This is a genomic window from Paracoccus aestuarii, assembly GCF_028553885.1.
Classification (GTDB): domain Bacteria; phylum Pseudomonadota; class Alphaproteobacteria; order Rhodobacterales; family Rhodobacteraceae; genus Paracoccus; species Paracoccus aestuarii.
Genome location: NZ_CP067171.1, coordinates 135,763 through 155,226 on the forward strand (window position 1 = coordinate 135,763; position 19,464 = coordinate 155,226).

Below are 19,464 nucleotides of genomic sequence, written 5' to 3' on the forward strand. Positions count from 1 at the left end.
GAAACTGTGCTCCTGCTCTGGGCGGATCGCGAATCGGGATGCGCCGCTCTTGTCGGTTGCCTCTTTTTCACGAACGGGCGCGCGGTGAAAGCCATGGCGGCGGGATTGGGGCCGATCAGGCCGATATTCGCGCGTCGCCGCCCGGCCACTGGACATCGGGGGCCGATCGGTCAACCTTGCGCGAAGCACGATGGGGGACGGGATGAGCTATCTGGGAATCGATCTGGGCACCTCGGGGCTGCGGGCGCTGCTGGTGGACGGCGCGGGCCGGCCCCTGGCCTCGGCCGAACGGCATTACCGGGTCGAACACCCCCATCCGGGCTGGTCCGAACAGGACCCCGCCGACTGGATCGCGGCGCTGCAGGGCGCGGTGGGCCAGCTGCGGGCCGAGCGTCCGGAATTCGCCGATCTGGCCGGGATCGGCGTCGCGGGCCACATGCATGGCGCGACGGTGCTGGACGCTGATGACCGCGTGCTGCGGCCCTGCATCCTGTGGAACGACACCCGCAGCCATGTCGAGGCCGCGGCGCTGGACGCCGATCCGCGGTTCCGCGACCTGACCGGCAACATCGTCTTTCCGGGCTTCACCGCGCCCAAGCTGGCCTGGATGCAGCGGCACGAGCCGGACCTGTTCGACCGGGCGGCGCGGGTGCTGCTGCCGGCGGCCTGGCTGAACCTGTGGCTGACGGGCGAGGCGGTGGGCGATCTGTCCGACGCCTCGGGGACGGGCTGGCTGGATGTGGGGGCGCGCGACTGGTCGGACGCGCTGCTGGGGGCAACGGGGCTGGACCGCACCCGCATGCCGCGCCTGGTCGAGGGCAGCGCCGAGGCCGGGCGCCTGCGTCCGGACCTGGCCGCCGAATGGGGCCTGCGCGGCCCGGTGACCGTGGCCGGGGGCGCGGGCGACAATGCGGCGGCCGCCTGCGGCATCGGGGCCTTGGCCGAAGGCGCGGGCTTCGTCTCGCTCGGGACCTCGGGGGTGCTGCTGGCCGCGCGCGACGGCTATGCCCCGGCGGCGGACACGGCGCTGCACAGCTTCTGCCATGCCGTGCCGGAGCGGTGGTACCAGATGGGTGTGATGCTGGCCGCGACCGACAGCCTGAACTGGCTGGGGCGGATCACCGGGGCCAGCCCGGCCGCGCTGACCGCCGATCTGGGGCCGCTGCGCGCGCCGGGGGCGGTGCGATTCCTGCCCTATCTGTCGGGCGAGCGCACGCCGCATAACGACCCCGCCATCCGCGCCGCCCTGACCGGGATGGGCGCGGGGACCGACCGCGACGACCTGACCCGCGCCGTGCTGGAGGGGGTGGCCTTCGGTCTGGCCGACAGCCTGGCCGCGCTGCAATCGACGGGGGCGCGGCCCGACCGGCTGATGGCCATCGGCGGCGGCGCGCGGTCGCGATACTGGCTGGAGGTGATCGCCACCGCGCTGGACGTGACGCTGACCCTGCCCGAGGACGGCGATTTCGGCGCGGCCCTGGGGGCGGCGCGGCTCGGCATGGTGGCCTGCGGCGTGGGTAGCCCGGCCGAGATCATGCCCCCCCCCGCCATCACCGGCGAGATCGCCCCGAACGCCGCCCTGCGCGAGGATTTCGCCGCCGCCCTGCAGGGGTTCCGCGCGGCCTATCCCGCGATCCGCGCCGTGCAGTGACCTGCTAGAGGTAGTTGCGCGCCACCACGATCGCCACGGCCTGGGTGCGGCTTTTCGCGCCCAGCTTGCCGCAGGCGCGCAGCGCGCGCTGCTTGACGGTGGATTCCGCGATGCCCAGCTGGGTCGCGGTCTCGATCTGGCCCAGCCCGTCGCGGAAACAGCGCAGCACGTCCAGCTCGGCCTGGGTCAGGGAGGCGCGGTTCAGTACCATGTCGGTCCACAGGTTGAACTTGGCGCGGGCGTGGGCGATCTCGTCATCGGTGAATTCGCGTTCGGGATGGGACAGGGTCAGGAATGACCGCTTGCCCGCCACCTTGCGCGATATCGCCACCCCATAGTTCAGCCGGAACCGCCGCGCCGCCTGCATCACCCCGCGCAGGTCGGGGATGCGCACCTCGGACCAGCGGACGGCACCTTCATGTGTCATCGTCCACATCGCGACCGGGTCCCCAAAGAAATAGTTGCGTTCCTCGTAGATGCCGCGCCAGGCCTCTGGATAGGCGTTGAACAGATGCTCCGGCCCCTTGTAGGTCAGGTTGAATCCCATGATCCAACCCGACGGCGCCAGCGCATGCATCTGCGCGATCTCGTCGTCGAAATTCGGGATCAGGTCGTTCAGCATCCACCCCTCCCACGCGTTGGTGATGGGCAGAATATGTCTTTTCGGACATGCTGAAAAGGCAGGTTGCGCATTTTTCGCGCGACATCCTCGCACCCGCGCGCCATCCCGGTGCTACCTATCAGGTAAAAGGAGGACCGCCATGGTCAAGGAAATCAGGGAACCACGGCTGGCGACGGCTGAATTCAGTCGCGACATGGTCGAGACCATGCTGACCTATTTCGACGCCTATGCCGAGGATGGCGTGCTGCGCGTCGAGGTCACCGGATGGGGGCTGTGGCTGCCCAACAACGTCACCGGGGGACGGCAATTCCTGGGCCTCGCCCGGCTGCCCAAAGGCTATCGCCAGTAAGCAAGGATCACCCAAATGACCGACAGCACCCTGCGGATCGACACGATCCGCCTGCCCCGCGACATGGACCGCTTCGATCTGGTCACCAGCTTCTTCAAGCTGCGCAAGCAGATCTTCGTGGACCGCATGGCATGGCCTTTGCACCATGCCGAGGGTATCGAGTTCGAGCAATACGACACCTTCGACACCGTCTATGTCATCGCGCATGAGAACGGCCGCGCCGTCGGCGGCGCGCGGCTGAAGCGGACCGACTGTTCCTTCGGGGGCGGCAAGGTGGTCTATTCCTACATGATCCGCGACGCCCATCTGGGGCTGCTGCCGGGCATGCCCACCAATCTGTGCCATGACGAACCCCCCGTCGATCCCCAGGCATGGGAGCTGACGCGCTTTGCGGCCCTGCCCCGCCCGGGCCTGGCCGAGGCGATCCTGGAGGCGTCGAACCAGTATCTGCACCAGGTCGGCGCGACGGATTGCCTGTTCCTGGGCCCGCCCGCCTTCCTGAGGATGGCCTCGCGGCTCGGCTGGACGCCGCGGCCGATGGGGGACCTGGTGTCGAATGACGACGGCAAGTTCCTGGCCTTTGCCTGCGCGGTGCGCGGGCCGCAGATGGCCGCCTAGCCACCCGCCGCCGGGCCGGGGGCGGGGCGCGCCCCCTCCGGCCCCGCGACGCGCAGGTGCCCGGCCCCGATCCGGGCGCGGATGGCGCGCGACAGCGTGTCGATGCCCACCGTGACCAGCCCGGTCGCGGCCAGGATGACGACTGCGCGGTCCATGCGCAGCTCGCCTATCGCATCGTCCAGGAAAAATCCCAGGGTGGCGATGCCCAGGATCCCCATGATCGCGGATTCGCGGATGATGATCTCCCACCGGTAAAGGCACAGCGCGACGAAATTGCCGAAAAGCCGCGGCACGATCTCCCATCCCCAGAGGGTCAGGCCCCGCGGCGCATCGGCCCGCAGCGCCAGCCCCGCCGCCTGCCGGCCCAGCAGATGCCCGATGATCGCCCCGTTATGCAGCCCCAGGGCCAGGATCGCCGGCAGCATCGACGGCCCCCAGACCTGCAGGAACAGATAGGCCAGCATGTATTCGGGAAAGGACCGCAGGATCACCAGCACCAGATGCCCCAAGGCCGCGCCCGCCCGCCCCGTCACCCGCGGCACGATCAGCGCCTGCGCGACGAAGGCCACCGCCCCCGCCAGCACCAGCGCCAGCTGCGCCATGATCAGCGTGGCGACCAGCCCGGGCAGGATCGCCCCCTGCATCAGGGTCCCCAGCCAGGCCAGCAGGCCCGCCGGATCGCCTTGGCGCAGCGGCGCGGGGATGATGTCCTGGGACAGGAACCGCCACAGCGCCCCCTGCCCCATTGGCGGGGTGCGCACCGTGGCCAGCATCACCGCGGCAAAGACCAGCCAGCCCAGGACCAGCCGCGGCCGCATCCACAGCCGGATCGAGGCGATCAGCCCGACATAGAGGATCATCACCGCCCCCGCCGCGCCGTAATCCCCTTGGCGAAAGAAGCTGTCCAGCTGAAAGCCCAGGGTCGGCAGGCCCACGAAGCCCAGTACCGCCGAGGACCGCAGCCCGCATTCCAGCCGATAGAGCGCATAGCTGGCCATCTGCGGCCCCGCCAGCGGTGCCCGCGCCCACAGGAACCGCGTCAGCGCATCGACCCGCGGCCCCAGCCAGGCGGCGGGGCGGGGATCGGCCTCGTCCAGCATCTCGGAAAGGACCTTGGCGAAGATCCCCGCATAGGGCAGCGCGATGGCCAGCACCCCCGACCAGACGCTGATCCCGAAGACCTGCAGCAGCAGCAGCGCCCAGAACAGCTCGTGCACGGATCGCACCGCGATGGCCAGCGCCCGGACCGGCCACAGCCGGTAGAAGGGCGCCAGGCACAGCCCCGCCGCGCCGCCCAAGGCCACCCCGGCCACGGCGAAGGCCACGGTCAGGGCCAGGGCACGCAGGATCTGCTCGATGGCGCCGAAATCGGGCGACAGAAAGCCCCGGCCCATGCGCATCAGGGCCGCGCGCGGATCATGGCCCGCCACCGCCAGATCGGCCAAGGGCAGGCAGGCCGCGGCCAGGACCACGAACCCCGCCACCACCCCGAGGCGCGACAGCCTAACCATAGAGCCGGTCGATCCGCGCCGCATCCAGCCCCGCCACCGGCAGGTCGAACAGCACCCGCCCCTCCTTCAGACCGATCACGCGGCTGGCGAAGGCGCGGGCCACGGCCACGTCATGCATGGCCAGAATCGCGGTCGGAAACGCCCCCTGGACCAGCCGCGCCAAGGCCTGGGCCTGCAGCGGATCGACGGCCGAGAGCGGCTCGTCGCCCAGGATGATCTCGCCGCCGCGATAGAGCGCGCGGGCCAACGCCACGCGCTGCTTCTGGCCGCCCGACAGGGTCTCGACCCGGGTGTCGGCCAGGCCCTGCAGGCCCACGCGGTCCAGCACGGCGCCTGCCTCGGCCCGGTCGCGGCGGGCGGGCCGGATCAGGGTCGCCAGGTTGCGCCAGGCGCCGTGATCGTCCAACCGCCCCATCAGCACGTTGCGCAGCGCCGACAGCTGCGGCACCAGCGCCGCGTCCTGGGGGACCAGCGCCATGCGCATGCCCCGCGCCTCGACCGCGCCGCGCAGGGCCGAAAGCAGGGTCGACTTCCCCGACCCGCTGCGCCCCAGCAGGGCCAGCCTTTCCCCCGGCGCGACAGTCAGGCTGATGCCGGTCAGGACCGGGGCGTCGCCCCAGCCCAGATCGGCGCGATCCAGCAGCTGCAAGGCCTATTCCAGCAGGTCCAGCTGGCGGGCGACATCCTCGATCGGGGCATAGTCGTCATTCTCGGCCGCGATGAAGGCGTTGCGGGGAAAGGCCGCCAGCAGGTCGGGATCGTCCATCCCGATCAGCGCCGCCTGCACCCGGTCCGCGAAACCCTCGCCCCACCGGGCATCCACATCGCCGCGGATCGTCCAGTTGTAGTCGGGATAGGGCGGCGTCTGCCAGATGACATGGGCGGTCTCGACCTCCGGGGCGTTGTCGGCCACGGCCTGGTCATAGACGGTGTAGTTCAGCGCCCCGACCTGCCAAGCGCCCGAGGCAACCAGCCGCAGCGTCTGGCTGTGATCGCCCGAGAATCCCACCCGGTCGAAGAACGCCTCCGGCGCCTCGCCGGTATTCTCGCGGATCGCGTATTCGGGCATCAGCCGCCCCGAGGTCGAGGTCTTGGCCCCGAAGGTGAAGGACAGGCCGCGCGCGGCCTCGGGGAAATCCTCGGACCGTTCCAGGCCGGTATCCCGATGCGCGATGAAATAGCTGACGAAGGTCGTGTCCTCGTCGCCTTGGGCGATGGCGCGGGCGCCGTCGACCAGCAGCCGCGCCTGCACCCCCGACAGCCCGCCGAACCAGGCCAGCTGGACCTGGTCGTTGCAGAAGGCGGTGACGGCGGCGGGATAGGACTTCACCGGCACGAATTCGACCGGCACGCCCAATTCGTCGGACAGGTATCCGGCGACGGCGGTGAAGCGCTCGATCAGGCGGGTCTCGTCCTCGTCGGGAATGGCCGAGAAATAGAGCGCGTCCTGGGCGGCGGCCGAGACGGGCAGCAGAAGGGCCAGAAGGCCCGCGCAGATGCGGGGGGAAAGCGGCATGGATCGGGTTTCCGTCGACTGAAGGGTTGCAGATGCTTGGACCGGCGGATCCCGGAGATCGCGCGCCGCTGTGCAAAGCCCCGTTTCCGGCGCAGCCCACCTGGCCCGAACGCCCCCGGCGCATCGGCTTGCCCCCGGACCATAGACCAGGTGAAAGGTCGCGCGCAATACAATCCGCCTTGACTTGGAGCGGTCAAAGGAGGACGATTGGTCTGTACCTATCAAACGACAGGCAGAGGGGAGGGTCCCATGAATATCGACCTTTCGCGCCGCGGCTTTCTGAGGCTGGCGGGTGCGGGGGTTGCGGCAACGTCACTGGGCGCCATGGGATTTGGCGCGGCCGAGGCAGCCGAGGCGGCAAGCGTGCGCGCCTTCAAGCTGACCACGACGACGGAAACACGCAACACCTGCCCCTATTGTTCGGTCGCCTGCGGGATCATCATGTATTCGCGCGGCGACGTGAAGGCCGGCGAGACCGCCGAGCTGATGCATATCGAAGGCGATGCCGACCACCCGACGAACCGCGGAACGCTGTGCCCCAAAGGCGCGGCGCTGAAGGATTTCGTCCATGCCCCCACCCGCCTGACCCATCCCCGCATCCGCCGCGCCGGTTCCGACCAGTTCGAGGAGATCAGCTGGGACGAGGCGCTGGACAAGATCGCCCGCGCCGTCAAGGACGACCGCGACGCGAACTTCATCGCCACCAACGATGACGGCACCCCCGTCAACCGCTGGACGACGACGGGTTTCCTGGCCGCATCGGCCACGACCAATGAAACCGCATGGCTGACCTACAAGACGGTCCGGTCCATGGGGATTGTGGGATTCGATAATCAGGCTCGCGTCTGACACGGCCCGACGGTGTCCAGTTTGGGCCCGACATTCGGCCGTGGAGCGATGACCAATCCATGGACTGACATCAAGAACACCGACCTGGTGATCGTGATGGGCGGCAATGCCGCCGAAGCGCATCCCTGCGGCTTCAAATGGGTGACCGAGGCCAAGGCCCAACGCGGTGCCCGGCTGATCGTCGTCGACCCGCGCTATACCCGCACCGCATCGGTGGCGGATTACTACGCGCCCATCCGTCCGGGCAGCGACATCGCCTTCCTGATGGGGGCGATCCGCTGGTGCATGGAAAACGACAAGGTTCAGTGGGATTATGTCCGCAACTACACCAACGCGTCGTTCCTGGTGCGCGAGGATTTCGGCTGGTCCGACGGGCTTTTCACCGGCTATGACGAGGAAAAGCGCGACTACGACAAGGAAAGCTGGGATTACCAGATCGGCGAGGACGGCTATGCGCTGACCGACCCGACCCTGCAGGATCCCCGCTGCGTCTGGCAGATGCTGCGCCAGCATGTCGATGTCTACACGCCCGAATTCGTGGAGAACATCACCGGCACGCCGCGCGACAAGTTCTTGGACATCTGCGCGATGATCGGGGAATGCAGCGCGCCCGACCGGACCATGACCTCGATGTATGCGCTTGGCTGGACCCAGCATTCCAAGGGGGCCCAGAACATCCGCGGCATGGCGATGCTGCAGCTGATCCTGGGCAATATCGGCGTCCGGGGCGGCGGGATGAACGCGCTGCGCGGCCATTCCAACATCCAGGGCCTGACGGATATCGGCCTGATGTCGAACCTGATCCCGGGCTATCTGAACATCCCCACCGAACGCGAACGGGACTGGGAGACCTATCTGTCCACCCGCAGCTTCACGCCGCTGCGTCCCGGTCAGACCAGCTACTGGCAGAACTATCCCAACTTCATGGTCAGCTTCCTCAAGGCCATGTGGGGGGATGCGGCGACGGAACAGAACGATTGGGCCTTCGACTATCTGCCCAAGCTGGACGTGCCGGCCTATGATGTCCTGCGGATGTTCGAGCTGATGAACAACGACCGCGTGAACATCTATTTCTGCCAGGGCTTCAACCCGATGCTGTCCTTCCCCGACCGGGGCAAGGTCACCCGCGGGCTGTCGCGGCTGAAGCTGCTGGTCGTCATGGACCCGCTGTCGACCGAGACCTCGCATTTCTGGCAGAATCACGGGGCGCATAACGACGTGCCCACCGCCGAGATCCAGACCGAGGTGCTGGAGCTGCCCACGACCTGCTTTGCCGAGGACGAGGGCGCGCTGGTCAATTCGGGCCGCTGGCTGCAATGGCACTGGCCGGGCGCGACGCCGCCGGGCCAGGCCAAGCACGACACCTGGATCATGGCGCAGATCTGGACGCGGGTGCGCGATCTCTATCGGTCCGAGGGCGGTGCCTTCCCCGATCCGATCGTGAACCTGTCTTGGGACTATGCCGATCCCGGCAATCCCATGCCCGAAGAGCTGGCGCGCGAGATGAACGGCCGCGCCCTGAGCGACGTGACCGACCCGGCGACGGGCGCGGTCATCGTGCAGGCGGGCCGGCAGGTGTCCGGCTTCGGCCAGCTGCGCGCGGACGGGACGACCATGGCGGGCTGCTGGATCTATGCCGGCAGCTGGACCGAGGATGGCAATATGATGGCGCGGCGGGACAATTCCGACCCCGACGCGACCGGCATGTACCTGAACTGGGCCTTCGCTTGGCCGGCGAACCGGCGGGTGCTCTATAACCGCGCCTCGGCCGACCTTCAGGGCCGGCCTTGGGACGCGACGCGCCCGCTGGTCCAGTGGAACGGCGAACGCTGGACGGGATATGACATCCCCGACATCGCGCCCACCGCGAACCCGTCCGAGGTCGGTCCCTTCATCATGAACCAGGAAGGGGTCTCGCGGCTCTTCACCCGGGGCATGATGCGCGACGGGCCCTTCCCCACGCATATGGAGCCCTTCGAGAGCCCCATGGCCAACGTGTTCAACCCGCGCATGCGCGGCAACCCGGTGGCGCGGATGTTCGCATCCGATGCGGCACGCCTCGGCAGCAGCGAGGAATTCCCGCTGGTCGCCACCTCCTACCGCCTGACCGAGCATTTCCACTACTGGACCAAGCACAACCCGGTGAACGCCGCGTTGCAGCCCGAGTTCTTCGTGGAGATCAGCGAGGAGCTGGCCGCCGAACGGGGCATCGCCAAGGGCGGCCGCGTGCGGGTCTGGGGGGCGCGCGGGCAGGTCTGGGCCAAGGCCGTGGTGACCAAGCGGATCCGTCCGCTGACCTGCGACGGCAAGACCGTCCATGTCGTGGGCATCCCGCTGCATTGGGGCTTCATGGGTGCCGCCAAGAAGGGATGGGGGCCCAACAGCCTGACGCCCTTCGTCGGTGACGCCAATGTGGAAACGCCGGAGTTCAAGGCCTTCCTGGTCAATATCGAACCCGCAGCAGAGGAGCCGGTCGCATGAAGGACATCGCCACCAGCCCGACCACGGCGGCGTCCAACCCGCCGGTGCAGCCGACCGAGGCCTATTTCGATGCGCGCGACGTCGTGCGCATCTCGGCCACCCGGAACGTGCCCCAGCCCGACCGCCAGCTGGAAAAGCTGGCCAAGCTGATCGATGTGTCCAAATGCATCGGCTGCAAGGCCTGTCAATCCGCCTGCGTGGAATGGAACGACACCCATCCGGCGGTGGGCGAGAATGTGGGGGTCTATGAGAACCCCCACGACCTGACCCCCGACATGTTCACCCTGATGCGCTTCGCCGAATGGGAGAACCCGGCCACGAACGAGTTGGAATGGCTGATCCGCAAGGATGGCTGCATGCATTGCGAGGACCCGGGCTGCCTGAAGGCCTGCCCGGCCCCCGGCGCCATCGTGCAGTATTCCAACGGCATCGTGGATTTCGTGAAGGACAACTGCATCGGCTGCGGCTATTGCATCACCGGCTGTCCCTTCGACATCCCCCGCGTCAGCCAGGTCGATCACAAAAGCTACAAATGCACGCTCTGTTCCGACCGGGTCGCCGTGGGCCAGGGTCCGGCCTGCGCCAAGGCCTGCCCCACCCAGGCCATCGTCTTCGGCACCAAGGCCGACATGCAGGCCCATGCCGAGGCGCGCATCGACGACCTGAAATCGCGCGGCTATGACAATGCGGGCCTCTATGATCCCGCGGGCGTGGGCGGCACCCATGTGATGTATGTGCTGCATCACGCGGACAAGCCCGGCATCTACAATGACCTGCCCGAAAACCCCCGCATCTCTCCGGTGGTCGAGGGCTGGAAGGGCGTGACCAAGACCGCGGGCCTGGCGGCCATCGGTCTGGCCGCGGTGGGCGCGACGCTGCACGGTCTGTTTGCCCGCGGCAACGAGGTCGAGGATCACGACATCGAGGCCGCCGACAAGCTGGTCAAGGGTCAGGACCCCGATGAAGGGGGGCATCGCTGATGGCGCCGCGCCCCTATTATTCGGAACCGGGCGACCGGCTGGAAAGCGTCCAGCCGGTCGAGGTCAGCCGCTATCGCGGCTTCACCCGCGCCAACCACTGGGTCACGGCCTTCAGCCTGATCGCGCTGGCCCTGTCGGGGCTGGCCCTGTTCGACCCCGCGCTGTATTTCCTCACCGGCCTTTTCGGCGGCGGGCAGATGACGCGCTGGATCCACCCGATCATCGGCGTGGTGCTGTTCTTCAGCTTCGCGCTGATGTTCATCCAGCTGTGGCGGCTGAACATGCCCAAGCCCGAGGACACGACCTGGGTCGCAAATATCGGCGATGTGGTGAAGGGCCGCGAGGAGAACCTGCCCGAGCTGGGCAAGTACAATGCCGGCCAGAAATTCGTGTTCTGGGCCATGACCGGGTTGATCATCGTGCTGATCGTGTCGGGCGTGATGATCTGGCAGCAGGTCGCGGGCCATCTGGTCAGCGTGCCGGCTCGCCGCATCGCGGTGCTGGTCCATGCGCTGGCGGCGGTGGCGATCATCCTGGTCTTCATCATGCATGTCTATGCCGCGATCTGGACACGGGGCACGCTGCGCGCCATGACCCGGGGCACGGTGACCGGCGGTTGGGCCTGGCGCCACCACCGCAAATGGCTGCGCGAAATCGCCAGCCGCGACAACAAGGGCCCGGCGGAGTAATCCGCCGGCCACCACCACCGGCATCCCTGTGGCCGGTCCGGCCCGGAGCGAGACATGACGACCACCATCCAACCCGACCCCTCGGCCATCGGCGGGGTGCCCACCGCGCCCCTGGCCCTGCTGCCAAAGCCGATGCGGCTCTACGCCGCCCGGGCCAAGCGCCTGGAATTCCTGGCCGGGCACAATCAGAACCTGGCCCCTTGGCTGTCCTTTCTGACCGCGCTGACCGGGCTACAGGCCCGGCTGGCCGAGGAGCTGCCCCGCCCCGCCCCCATCGACCCCGACCGGATCCGCCTGGCGCGCGAGAACCGTATGCCGCCGATCGACCGCGCGCCCCTGGCCGCCGACCCGGCGCTGCACGCGGTGCTGGATGCGGTGCTGGACGGCGCCGCCGCGCTGGAGATGCCGGAGCCCGCCCGCCTGGCCCTGCAGGCCGTGATCGCGGCCCCCCTGCCCGACCGGCACTGGCTGCTGGAGAACGTGCTGGCCGACCGCATCCCCGATGACAGCGTGGCGCCGCATCTGTTTGCGGCGTTGGCGGTCCAGCTGCATCTGTCGCGCCTGGCCGCGACCCTGCCCGCCGATCAGCTGGTCAAGATCCGCACCGGCATATGCCCGTCCTGCGGGGGGCGGCCCGCGACCTCCAGCGTGGTGGGCATGGCGGAACTGGACGGCGTGCGCTATGCCGCCTGCGCCTGCTGCCAGACCCAGTGGAACGAGGTGCGCCTGACCTGCCTGTGCTGCGGCGAGACCGGCAAGATCAGCTATCGCAGCGTCGAGACCGAACAGGCCACCGTCCGCGCCGAGGTCTGCGGCGATTGCGAGTCCTGGGTCAAGGTCCTCTACCAGAACAAGAACCCCAGCCTGGAGCCCATCGCCGACGACGTGGCCAGCCTGGGGCTGGACCTGATGATGAAGGATCAGGGCCTGCGGCGCGGCGGGTTCAACCCCTTCCTCGCGGGATACTGATGACGGGGTTCCGCGCCCTGCCCTCGGTCGACCAGCTGCTGACCGGCCTGCCCGCCCTGGTCGAGGCGCATGGCCGCCAGGCGGTCACCCGCCATGCCCGGCTGCGTCTGGATGCGGCACGCGCGGCGATCCGCGACGGGGCCGAGGGCGCCGCCGAGGCCGCCCGCCTGCCGCATCTGCTGGCCGCCGATCTGGCGGCGGCGGCGGTGACCGGGCTGCGGCCCATCCTGAACCTGACCGGCACGGTCTTGCACACCAATCTGGGCCGCGCCATCCTGGCCGAGGAGGCGATCGCCGCCGCCAAGGCCGCCATGGCGGCACCGCTGGCCTTGGAATTCGACCTGCGGACCGGCGGCCGGGGCCAGCGCGACGATCACCTGCGCGGCCTGCTCTGCGAGCTGACGGGGGCCGAGGACGCGACCATCGTCAACAACAACGCCGCCGCCGTGCTGATCGCGCTGAACACCTTCGGCCAAGGGCGGGACAGCATTGTCTCGCGCGGGGAACTGATCGAGATCGGCGGCGCCTTCCGCATGCCCGACATCATGGCCCGCGCGGGCACGCGCCTGGTCGAGGTCGGCACCACCAACCGTACCCATCCGCGCGACTATCAGGACGCGATCAGCGGGGAGACGGGGGTGATCCTCAAGGTCCATACCTCGAACTACCGCATTGAGGGCTTCACGGCCGAGGTCCCGGCCCCCGATTTGGCCGCCATCGCCCGCAAGACCGGGGTGGTGATGCTGAACGATCTGGGCGCGGGGTCGCTGGTCGATCTGTCGCGATGGGGGCTGCGCCGCGAACCCACCGTCGCCGAGGCCGTGGCCGAGGGCGCCGATCTGGTCACCTTTTCCGGCGACAAGCTGCTGGGCGGGCCGCAGGCGGGCTTCGTGCTGGGCCGGCGCGATCTGATCGCGCGGATCAACCGGAACCCGATGAAGCGCGCCGTCCGGCTGGACAAGATCCGCATTGCTGCGCTGGAGGCGACGCTGCGCCTCTATCGCGATCCCGACCGGCTGGAGGATCGCCTGCCGGTGCTGCGCATGTTGGCGCGCCCCCAGGCCCATATCGCGGCCCAGGCCGCGCGCCTGGCCCCGCAGGTCGCGGCGCTGCTGCCCGGATACCGGGTCACCGCCACCGATTGCGCCAGCCAGATCGGGTCGGGCTCGCTGCCGACGGACACGATCCCCTCGGCCGGGCTGCGCATCACCGGTCAGGGCGGCGACGCCCCCGACCGGCTGGCCGCGATGCTGCGCGACCGCGACCGCCCGGTGATCGGGCGCATCCATGACGGCGCGCTGATCCTGGACCTGCGCTGCCTGGACCGCGACGCCGACCTGCTGGAGGCCTTGGCGTGATCGTCGGCACGGCCGGTCACATCGACCATGGCAAGACCGCCCTGGTCCGCGCCCTGACCGGCACCGATGCCGACCGCCTGGCCGAGGAGAAGGCCCGCGGCATCACCATCGACCTGGGCTTCGCCTATGCCGCTCTGGGGGGCGGCGGGGTCACCGGCTTCGTCGATGTGCCGGGGCATGAACGGCTGATCCACACCATGCTGGCGGGGGCGGGCGGGATCGACCTGGCGCTGCTGGTCGTGGCCTGCGATGACGGTGTCATGCCGCAGACGCGCGAGCATCTGGCGATCCTGGACCTGCTTGGCCTGTCGCGCGGCCTCGTCGCGATGACCAAGGCGGATCTGGCCGATGCCGACCGCCGCGCGCAGGTCACGGCCCAGATCCGCGAGGCGCTGGCGGGCGGCGGGCTGGCCGATGCGCCGATCATCCCCGTCTCCTCGGTCACGGGCGAGGGGATCGCGGTGCTGCGCAATGCCCTGATCCGGGCCGAGGGCGCGCAGGCCCGTCGCGCCACCGATGCGGGGTTCCGCCTGGCCGTCGATCGCAGCTTCACCCTGCAGGGCGCGGGGACGGTGATCACGGGCACGGTCCTGTCGGGGCGCGTCGCGGTGGGCGATGCGGTGACCTTGGGCCCCTCGGGGATCGCCGCGCGGGTCCGCGCCATCCATGCCCAGAGCCGGCCCGCGACCGAAGGCCTGGCCGGCCAGCGCTGCGCCCTGAACCTGGCGGGCGAGGCCGTGTCCAAGGACGCCATCCATCGCGGCGACATCGTTCAGGCCCCTGCCCTGCACGCGCCCACCGACCGGATCGACGCGGTGCTGACCGTCCTGCCATCCGAGCCCAAACCCATCGGCACATGGTTCCCCGCTCGCATGCATTCCCATGCCGCCGAGGCGGGCGCGCGCATCGTCCCCTTGGGCGACCCGATCCCGCCCGGCGGCAGCGGCCCGGTCCAGATCGTGCTGGACCGCCCCCTGGCCGCGACCATCGGCGACCGGTTCATCCTGCGCGACGTCTCGGCCAGCCGGACCATCGGGGGCGGGCATCTGCTGGACCTGCGCCCACCCGCGCGCAAGCGGCGCACGCCCGAACGGCTGGCCCTGATCGCCGCCGCTGGTGCGCCGGATCCCTTGGCCGCGATGCTGGCCGTGGCGCCGGTCGATCTGGGCGTCTTTGCCCGCGACCGGGCGATGCCGCCCGATCAGGCCCGCGCCGCCTTGGCCCGTGCGGGCGGCACGGTCCTGGCGGGGCTGGCCCTGTCACCCGCGCAGCTGGAGGCGCTGCGGACCGGGATCGCCGCGCAGCTGGCGGCCTTTCACGCCGACAATCCCGACCTGCCGGGTCTGGGCCGCGAACGGCTGCGCCTGTCCCTGACCCCGCGCCTGCCCAAGGATCCGTGGCTGGCTTTGCTGCGGGCCGAGGCCGAGGCCGGGCGCATCCTCCCCGACGGCGCCTTCCTGCGCCTGCCCGGCCACGAGGTCCGCCTGTCCCCGGATGACGAGGCGATCTGGGACCGCATCCAGCCCGCGCTGCTGGGCGATCTGCGCTATCGCCCGCCCCGCGTGCGCGATTTCGCGACCGAGTTCGGCGCGGATGAAAAGGACATCCGCCGCATCCTGCGCCTGACGCAGAGGCTGGGGCGGACCGACCAGATCGCGCATGACCATTTCTTCGCCCGCAGGGTGACGGCGGACATGGTGGCGATCCTGCGCGACGTGGCGGCGGCCACGGATGACGGCTGGTTCACCGCGCCCCAGTTCCGCGACCGGGTCCGGAACGGCCGCAAGGTCGCCATCGAGATCCTGGATTTCTTCGACCGCCACGGGGTCACGCTGCGCCGGGGTGATCTGCGGCGGCTGAACCCGCACCGGCTGGACCTCTTCGGCTAGAGGATCGCGCCGCCCTGTTCGACCACCGCCTCCATCGCCACATAGCTGGAGGTCGAGGCCACATGCGGCAGGGCCGACAGCTTTTCGGCCATGATGCGGCGGTAATCGGCCATGTCGCGCGACCGCACCTTCAGCAGGTAGTCGAAGCCCCCCGCGATCATGTAGCATTCCTCGACCTCGGGGATCAGGCGGATGGCGGCGTTGAAGGCCTCCAGCGCCTTGTGGCGGGTGTCGGACAGGCGCATCTCGACATAGGTGACATGGGTCAGGCCAAGGCGCACCGGCGACAGGATGGCGCGATATCCGGTGATCAGGCCCGCCTCCTCCAACTGGCGGATGCGCAGGGCGACGGGGGTCTTGGAGAGGCCCACCTTGCGCGCCAGTTCCGTCACCGGGATGCGGGCATTGGCGACCAGCTCGGCCAGGATGCGGCGGTTGATCGGGTCCAGCAGGTCTGTCACGCAAAAGGCCCATAACTTGGGAAAATCGCCTGCATCATGCGCCATGATTGGTCCCTTCGTCCAGATGCCCTGCGGTATCATGGCGGGAACAGCCAGATGGGGTGCCGCCATGTCCGACCTTGATTCCGCCGCCAAGTTCCAGCCCGAGGGCCCCCTGCTGGACCGCCTCGTGGCCGAGGCAGACCTGTCCCCCGCCATGCGCGCCCGCATCAGCGACCGCGCCGCCGCCTTGGTCCGCCGCATCCGCAGCGAATCCAAGCCCACGATGATGGAGCTGATGCTGGCCGAATACGGCCTTTCGACCCGCGAGGGCGTGGCCCTGATGTGCCTGGCCGAGGCGATGCTGCGCGTGCCCGACCGCCACACGATCGACGCGCTGATCGAGGACAAGATCGCGCCCTCCGATTGGGGCCGGCATCTGGGCGAAAGCTCCTCCAGCCTGGTCAATGCCTCGACCTGGGCCTTGATGCTGACGGGGCGGGTTCTGGATGCCGACCAGCCGGGGCTGGCGGGCACGCTGCGCGGCGCGATCCGCCGCTTGGGGGAACCGGTGATCCGCAAAGCCGTCACCCGCGCCATGCGCGAGATGGGGCGGCAATTCGTGCTGGGCCAGACCATCGGCGCTGCGCTGGACCGCGCCCGCGCGCAGGAGGCCAAGGGCTATTCCTACAGCTACGACATGCTGGGCGAGGCCGCGATGACCGCGGCCGACGCCGCCCGCTATGCCGAGGAATACCGCAAGGCGATCGCCGCCATCGCCGGGTCCTGCGACCGCGGATCGGTGCGGCGCAATCCCGGCATCTCGATCAAGCTTTCGGCGCTGCATCCCCGCTACGAGGTCGCGCAGCGCGACCGGGTCATGGCCGAACTGGTCCCGGTGGTGCTGGAGCTGGCCTTGCAGGCCCGCGCCGCCGATATGGGCCTGAACGTCGATGCCGAGGAACAGGACCGCCTGGCCCTGTCGCTGGAGGTGATCGAGGCCGTGATGGCCGATCCGCGCCTGGCCGGGTGGGACGGGTTCGGCGTGGTGGTGCAGGCCTATGGCAAGCGCGCGGGCGCGGTGATCGACCGGCTGCATGCCTTGGCCGAACGGCTGGACCGCCGCATCATGGTGCGGCTGGTCAAGGGCGCCTATTGGGACACCGAGATGAAGCGCGCCCAGGTCGAGGGGCATCCGGATTTCCCGCTCTTCACCTCCAAGACGGCGACGGATGTCAGCTACATGGCCCTGGCGCGCAAGCTGCTGGCGATGACCGACCGGATCTATCCGCAATTCGCCACGCACAACGCCCATTCCGTCGCCGCCGTGCTGGAGATGGCGGGCAATCAGGGCCTGGCCGGGGGAACCTTCGAATTCCAGCGCCTGCATGGCATGGGCGAGCGGCTGCATGACATCGTGCTGCGCGATCACGCCACGGGCTGCCGCATCTATGCCCCCGTCGGTGCGCATCAGGACCTGTTGGCCTATCTGGTCCGTCGCCTGTTGGAGAACGGCGCCAATTCCAGCTTCGTCAACCAGATCGTCGACGAGGACGTGACCCCGGAGGAGATCGCCCGCGACCCCTTCGACGCGCTGCCCACCGCCCGCGCCCCGCAGGCGCTGCTGGCCCCCGCCGCGATCTATGGCGCGGGCCGGGTGAATGCGGCGGGCTTCGATCTGACCGCCGATGACTGTCTGGCGCGGATCTTCGCGGGGCGCGAAGCCCCCCTCGCGGACGCGGCGCCGATCATTGCAGGCCATGCCTCGGGGCGTGCGGTCCCGGTCGTGGATCCCGCGACCGGCACCCCCCTGGCGCAGGTGACCGAGGCCGACGAGGCCACCGTCGCCGCCGCCATCGCCGCCGCCCGGCCTTGGGACGCGCCCGCGCCCGAACGCGCCCGCATCCTGCGCGCCGCCGCCGATCTCTACGAGGCCGAATTCGGCCCCATCTTCGGCATCCTCGCGCGCGAGGCCGGCAAGACGCTGAACGACGCCGTGGGCGAGCTGCGCGAGGCGGTGGATTTCCTGCGCTACTACCCCCAGCAGGGCGAAGGGGCGACCGGCGCGCCCCGCGGCATCATCGCCGCGATCAGCCCGTGGAACTTCCCCCTGGCGATCTTCACCGGCCAGATCGCGGCGGCGCTGATGGCCGGCAATGCGGTCCTGGCCAAGCCCGCCGAACAGACGCCGCTGATCGCGGCCCATGCCGTGGGCCTGCTGCACCGGGCGGGGGTGCCGGTCACGGCGCTGCAGCTGCTGCCCGGCGACGGGGCCACGGTCGGCGCGGCGCTGACCCGCGATCCGCGCATCGACGGCGTGGTCTTCACCGGCGGCACCGACACCGCCCGGCTGATCGCCGCCAGCATGGCCGATCACATGGCCCCCGGCACGCCCTTGGTCGCGGAAACCGGCGGGCTGAACGCGATGATCGTGGACAGCACCGCCCTGCCCGAACAGGCGGTCCGCGACATCGTCGCCTCCAGCTTCCGATCCGCCGGCCAGCGCTGCTCGGCGCTGCGCTGCCTCTATGTCCAGGAGGACGTGGCCCCCAAGGTGATCGAGATGATCCGCGGCGCCATGGACGAATTGCGCGTGGGCGATCCGTGGGATCTGGCCACCGATGTGGGCCCGGTGATCGATGCCGAGGCTCAGGCGGGCATCATGGACTACCTCGCGGCGCGTCAGGGCGACATCCTGCACCGCCTGCCCGTCCCGGATCGCGGCCATTTCGTCCCCCCGTCCCTGATCCGCGTCCCCGGGATCGAGGCCTTGGACCGCGAGATCTTCGGCCCCGTCCTGCATGTCGCGACCTTCAAGGCCCGCGATCTGGACCGCGTGGTCGCGGCGATCAATGCGCGCGGCTATGGGCTGACCTTCGGGCTGCATACCCGCATCGACGACCGCGTCCAGCAGGTGACCGAGGCGGTCCATGTCGGCAACATCTATGTCAACCGCAACCAAGTCGGCGCGACCGTGGGCAGCCAGCCCTTCGGCGGCGAGGGGCTGTCGGGCACCGGCCCCAAGGCGGGCGGGCCCCTCTATCTGCCGCGCTTCCTCGCGCCCGCGTCGCCCATGTCCGGATCGCCATGGCCGACCGGTGACGACCCAGACCGGCTGACCCGCGCCCTAGCCGCCCCCCCCGCAGCCCCCGCGCCGGAGGAGATGCTGATGCCCGGCCCCACGGGCGAGCTGAACCGCCTGCGCATCCTGTCGCGCGGCCCGATCCTGTGCCTGGGCCCCGGCGCGGATGCGGCGGCGGCGCAGGCCCGCGCCGTCACCGCCCTCGGCGGCCAGCCAGTCGAGGCGCAAGGCCACACCGCGCCCGAGGCGCTGGCCGATCTGCCGCATGTGACGGCGGTTCTGTGGTGGGGCGATGCGGAACAGGGGCGGGCCATGGCGCAGGCGCTGGCGCGGCGCGACGGGCCTTTGGTTCCACTGATCACCGCCATGCCGGACCGGGCGCATGTCAGCCATGAACGGCATCTCTGCGTCGATACGACGGCGGCGGGCGGGAACGCGGCCCTGCTGGCGGGGTAACGGA

The 19,464-nt window shown here is 69.7% G+C and carries 15 protein-coding genes; 10 read left to right on the forward strand and 5 right to left on the reverse strand.

The window, feature by feature from the left end:
• Positions 1-202: 202 nt before the first annotated feature.
• Positions 203-1,651, forward strand: a complete 1,449-nt coding sequence (gene xylB, locus JHW48_RS17740) for a xylulokinase (protein WP_119887867.1) — start codon at positions 203-205, stop codon at positions 1,649-1,651.
• A gap of 4 nt (positions 1,652-1,655) precedes the next feature.
• On the opposite strand, the gene JHW48_RS17745 is transcribed toward xylB, so the two are convergent.
• A complete protein-coding gene (locus JHW48_RS17745; protein ID WP_119887866.1) occupies positions 1,656-2,273 on the reverse strand; it encodes a helix-turn-helix transcriptional regulator in 618 nt (205 codons plus the stop codon).
• A 139-nt stretch (positions 2,274-2,412) separates the two neighbouring features.
• Here JHW48_RS17745 and JHW48_RS17750 point away from each other — a divergent pair, with 139 nt between their 5' ends.
• Positions 2,413-2,622, forward strand: coding sequence for a hypothetical protein (locus JHW48_RS17750; protein WP_119887865.1), 210 nt, complete (start codon positions 2,413-2,415; stop codon positions 2,620-2,622).
• Between the two features lie 15 nt (positions 2,623-2,637).
• Entirely contained in the window at positions 2,638-3,240 is a 603-nt protein-coding gene (locus JHW48_RS17755; protein WP_119887864.1) for an acyl-homoserine-lactone synthase, read from the forward strand.
• Here JHW48_RS17755 and JHW48_RS17760 read toward each other — a convergent pair.
• The 3 genes from JHW48_RS17760 to JHW48_RS17770 are packed head-to-tail and all read right to left on the reverse strand — an operon-like array spanning position 3,237 to position 6,267.
• Positions 3,237-4,775: a PhnE/PtxC family ABC transporter permease gene (locus JHW48_RS17760; protein WP_272835901.1), complete on the reverse strand. Its 1,539-nt coding sequence runs from the start codon at positions 4,773-4,775 to the stop codon at positions 3,237-3,239. The two genes, JHW48_RS17755 and JHW48_RS17760, sit on opposite strands and share 4 nt — an antisense overlap.
• On the reverse strand, positions 4,744-5,400 hold the full coding sequence (locus JHW48_RS17765) for a phosphonate ABC transporter ATP-binding protein (protein ID WP_119887023.1): 657 nt from the start codon (positions 5,398-5,400) through the stop codon (positions 4,744-4,746). Before JHW48_RS17765 ends, JHW48_RS17760 begins: the two co-directional genes overlap by 32 nt.
• Before the next feature lie 3 nt (positions 5,401-5,403).
• Entirely contained in the window at positions 5,404-6,267 is an 864-nt protein-coding gene (locus tag JHW48_RS17770; protein ID WP_119887022.1) for a putative selenate ABC transporter substrate-binding protein, read from the reverse strand.
• 249 nt (positions 6,268-6,516) lie between these two features.
• On the opposite strand from JHW48_RS17770, the gene fdnG reads away from it, so the two are divergent.
• Genes fdnG through selB form a run of 6 tightly spaced genes read left to right on the forward strand, consistent with a single transcriptional unit; the run spans position 6,517 to position 15,482 of the window.
• Complete coding sequence (gene fdnG / locus JHW48_RS17775) at positions 6,517-9,597, forward strand: formate dehydrogenase-N subunit alpha (protein WP_147388126.1); 3,081 nt, start codon at positions 6,517-6,519, stop codon at positions 9,595-9,597.
• A 5-nt stretch (positions 9,598-9,602) separates the two neighbouring features.
• On the forward strand, positions 9,603-10,577 hold the full coding sequence (gene fdxH / locus JHW48_RS17780) for a formate dehydrogenase subunit beta (protein WP_119887026.1): 975 nt from the start codon (positions 9,603-9,605) through the stop codon (positions 10,575-10,577).
• Positions 10,577-11,266 (forward strand): formate dehydrogenase subunit gamma, encoded by a 690-nt coding sequence (locus JHW48_RS17785; RefSeq protein ID WP_119887019.1) that lies wholly within the window; start codon positions 10,577-10,579, stop codon positions 11,264-11,266. Before fdxH ends, JHW48_RS17785 begins: the two co-directional genes overlap by 1 nt.
• Positions 11,267-11,320: 54 nt before the next feature.
• Positions 11,321-12,235 carry a formate dehydrogenase accessory protein FdhE gene (gene fdhE, locus JHW48_RS17790; protein ID WP_119887018.1) on the forward strand — a complete coding sequence of 305 codons (915 nt, stop codon included), beginning with the start codon at positions 11,321-11,323 and terminating at the stop codon, positions 12,233-12,235.
• Positions 12,235-13,593, forward strand: a complete 1,359-nt coding sequence (gene selA / locus JHW48_RS17795; RefSeq protein ID WP_119887017.1) for an L-seryl-tRNA(Sec) selenium transferase — start codon at positions 12,235-12,237, stop codon at positions 13,591-13,593. Before fdhE ends, selA begins: the two co-directional genes overlap by 1 nt.
• A complete protein-coding gene (selB, locus tag JHW48_RS17800) occupies positions 13,590-15,482 on the forward strand; it encodes a selenocysteine-specific translation elongation factor (RefSeq protein ID WP_119887016.1) in 1,893 nt (630 codons plus the stop codon). The genes selA and selB overlap by 4 nt, the downstream gene beginning before the upstream one ends.
• On the opposite strand, the gene JHW48_RS17805 is transcribed toward selB, so the two are convergent.
• Positions 15,479-15,988, reverse strand: a complete 510-nt coding sequence (locus JHW48_RS17805; RefSeq protein ID WP_419182429.1) for an Lrp/AsnC family transcriptional regulator — start codon at positions 15,986-15,988, stop codon at positions 15,479-15,481. The genes selB and JHW48_RS17805 overlap by 4 nt on opposite strands.
• Before the next feature lie 64 nt (positions 15,989-16,052).
• Here JHW48_RS17805 and putA point away from each other — a divergent pair, with 64 nt between their 5' ends.
• A complete protein-coding gene (putA, locus tag JHW48_RS17810; RefSeq protein WP_119887015.1) occupies positions 16,053-19,460 on the forward strand; it encodes a bifunctional proline dehydrogenase/L-glutamate gamma-semialdehyde dehydrogenase PutA in 3,408 nt (1,135 codons plus the stop codon).
• Positions 19,461-19,464: the final 4 nt, after the last annotated feature.